3 protein-coding genes are annotated in these 3,133 nt (G+C 68.5%); all 3 read left to right on the top strand.

Annotated elements, in window-relative coordinates; genetic code table 11:
- Positions 1–138 precede the first annotated feature (138 nt).
- Genes pstC through pstB form a run of 3 tightly spaced genes read left to right on the top strand, consistent with a single transcriptional unit; the run spans position 139 to position 3,016 of the window.
- On the top strand, positions 139–1,128 hold the full coding sequence (gene pstC / locus ACFXA3_RS27085) for a phosphate ABC transporter permease subunit PstC (RefSeq protein WP_385190963.1): 990 nt from the start codon (positions 139–141) through the stop codon (positions 1,126–1,128).
- Entirely contained in the window at positions 1,128–2,210 is a 1,083-nt protein-coding gene (gene pstA / locus ACFXA3_RS27090) for a phosphate ABC transporter permease PstA (protein WP_385190964.1), read from the top strand. The genes pstC and pstA overlap by 1 nt, the downstream gene beginning before the upstream one ends.
- A gap of 29 nt (positions 2,211–2,239) precedes the next feature.
- Entirely contained in the window at positions 2,240–3,016 is a 777-nt protein-coding gene (pstB, locus tag ACFXA3_RS27095) for a phosphate ABC transporter ATP-binding protein PstB (RefSeq protein WP_385190966.1), read from the top strand.
- Positions 3,017–3,133: the final 117 nt, after the last annotated feature.

Genomic DNA, 3,133 nt, shown 5'->3' on the forward strand with positions numbered 1-3,133 from the left:
TCGGTGTCCTGACGTTGCGCCGGGTGCGGGGCCGATCCCGTCCTATCGGCCCGGCCCCAGGACCCTTCCCCTCCCACCCGGGGGAATCCGGTGCACCGCCGCCAGGGGGCCTGACCCCCCACCCAGACCGGAAAGAACATGGCTTCCACCACACCCACCCAGATAGACACGGCTCCGCCTGTCTCCAAGAGCGCGAGGTCCACCGGCCGTGCCGGTGACAAGATCTTCGCGGGGCTCTCCAAGGGCTCCGGGATCCTGCTCCTGGTGATCATGGCGTCGATCGCCGTCTTCCTCACCTACCGCGCCTCGATCGCACTGTCGAAGAACGAGGGGAACTTCCTCACCACCTTCGACTGGAACGCGTCGGCCAACCCGCCCGTCTTCGGCATCGCCGTCCTGCTCTTCGGCACCGTCGTCAGCTCGATCATCGCGATGGCCATCGCGGTTCCGATCGCTGTCGGCATCGCCCTCTTCATCTCGCACTACGCGCCGCGCAAGCTGGCCGCGCCCCTCGCCTACGTGGTCGACCTGCTGGCCGCCGTGCCGTCGATCATCTACGGCATCTGGGGCGCCCTCTTCCTCGTCCCGCAGCTCGGAGGCCTCAACCTCTGGCTCGACGAGTACATGGGCTGGACCTACGTCTTCGACAAGACCCAGGTCGGCGTGGCCCGCTCGCTCTTCACCGTCGGCATCCTGCTCGCGATCATGATCCTGCCGATCGTGACCAGCGTCAGCCGCGAGGTCTTCCTCCAGGTCCCGCGCATGAACGAGGAGGCCGCCCTGGCCCTCGGCGCGACCCGCTGGGAGGTCATCCGCATGTCGGTGCTGCCCTTCGGCCGCTCCGGCGTCATCTCCGCCTCGATGCTCGGCCTCGGCCGCGCCCTCGGCGAGACCATGGCCGTCGCGACCGTCCTCTCCCCGAGCTTCCTGATCAACGGCCACATCCTGGACCCGGGCGGCGGCACGTTCGCGCAGAACATCGCCGCGAAGTTCGACGAGGCCAACGAGTTCGGCCGCGACGCACTGATCGCCTCCGGTCTGGTCCTCTTCCTGCTCACCCTGCTGGTCAACGGTGCAGCCCGCCTGATCATCGCTCGCCGCAAGGACTTCTCGGGGGCGAACGCCTGATGAGCCACGCACTCCAGGACCAGCGGCCCGCCCCGGCCCGCAAGTCCGCCGCTCCCGCGTCCCTCACCCGAGGCGGCCTGCCCGCCTGGGCCCCGGCCGGCATCGCGGTCCTCTCGATCGCCCTCGGCTGCGGCATCGGCGTCGTCGCCGACCTCCAGAGCAAGATCCAGTGGGGCCTGATCGCCTCGATCCTGTTCATCGCGATCACCTACACCGCGAGCGCGGTCGTCGAGAACCGCCGCCAGGCCAAGGACCGGATCGCGACCTCCCTCGTGTGGGTCAGCTTCGTCCTCGCGGTCATCCCGCTGCTCTCGCTGATCTGGACCACGGTCAGCCGTGGCATCAAGGCCCTCGACGCGAACTTCCTCAGCCACTCGATGAACGGCGTGACCAGCTTCGAGGAGGGCGGCGGCGTCTACCACGCGCTGCTCGGCACCATCGAGCAGGTCGCCCTGGCCGCCGCGATCGCCGCGCCGATCGGCCTGCTGACCGCCGTCTACCTCGTCGAGTACGGCAAGGGCAGGCTCGCCAAGGCCGTGACCTTCTTCGTCGACGTCATGACCGGCATCCCCTCCATCGTCGCGGGTCTGTTCATCCTGACGACCTGGAACCTCATGCTCGGCTTCGGCCCGTCCGGCTTCGCCGGCGCGATGGCCCTGTCGATCCTGATGATGCCCGTCGTGGTCCGCTCCACCGAGGAGATGCTCAAGCTCGTCCCGAACGAGCTGCGCGAGGCCGCCCTCGCCCTCGGTGTGCCGAAGTGGCGCGTGATCCTGAAGGTCGTGCTCCCCACCGCCATCGGCGGCATCGCCACCGGCCTCATGCTGGCCGTCGCCCGCATCGCCGGTGAGACCGCCCCGATCATGCTGCTGGTCTTCGGTACCCAGCTGATCAACGGCAACCCCTTCGAAGGTGCCCAGTCCTCGCTCCCCCTGTACATCTGGGAGCAGTACAAGGTCGGCAGTGACGCCTCCTACGACCGGGCCTGGGCCGCAGCGCTCGTCCTGATCGCCTTCGTCATGATCCTCAATCTGGTGGCCCGCGGCATCGCCCGCTGGAAGGCCCCGAAGACCGGTCGCTGACGCGACTGTATGAAAGCGAAGTGACCCTCATGGCCAAGCGAATCGACGTCAGCGGCCTGTCCGCCTTCTACGGCACCCACAAGGCCATCGACGACATCTCGATGACCGTGGAGCCGCGCTCCGTGACCGCCTTCATCGGACCGTCCGGCTGCGGCAAGTCCACCTTCCTGCGCACCCTGAACCGCATGCACGAGGTCACCCCCGGCGGCCGCGTCGAGGGCAAGGTGCTCCTGGACGACGAGAACCTGTACGGCGCCGGCGTGGACCCGGTCGCGGTCCGCCGCACCGTCGGCATGGTCTTCCAGCGCCCGAACCCCTTCCCCACCATGTCGATCTTCGACAACGTGGCGGCGGGCCTGCGCCTGAACGGCAAGTTCAAGAAGTCCGAGCTGACCGACATCGTGGAGCGCTCCCTCAAGGGCGCCAACCTGTGGAACGAGGTCAAGGACCGCCTGAACAAGCCGGGCTCCGGCCTCTCCGGCGGCCAGCAGCAGCGTCTGTGCATCGCCCGCGCCATCGCGGTCGAGCCTGAGGTCCTGCTGATGGACGAGCCCTGCTCGGCCCTGGACCCGATCTCCACCCTCGCGATCGAGGACCTGATCGGCGAGCTCAAGGAGCGCTTCACGATCGTCATCGTGACGCACAACATGCAGCAGGCCGCCCGCGTCTCCGACCGCACCGCGTTCTTCAACCTCGCGGCGGTCGGCCAGCCCGGCAAGCTCGTCGAGATCGACGACACCGACCGGATCTTCTCGAACCCGTCCGTCCAGGCGACCGAGGACTACATCTCGGGCCGCTTCGGCTAGGCCGAAGCCCTCGACGAGACGTCATGCGGCCGTGCCGCGTGGTCCGAGCGTCCTGCGGTGCTGCATGGCGGTGCCACCGCAAGGCGAAAGGGCCGGCTCCCCCTGGGTGGGGGGAGC

Source organism: Streptomyces sp. NPDC059456 (genome assembly GCF_042750055.1).
In the GTDB taxonomy this organism is placed as follows: Bacteria; Actinomycetota; Actinomycetes; order Streptomycetales; family Streptomycetaceae; genus Streptomyces.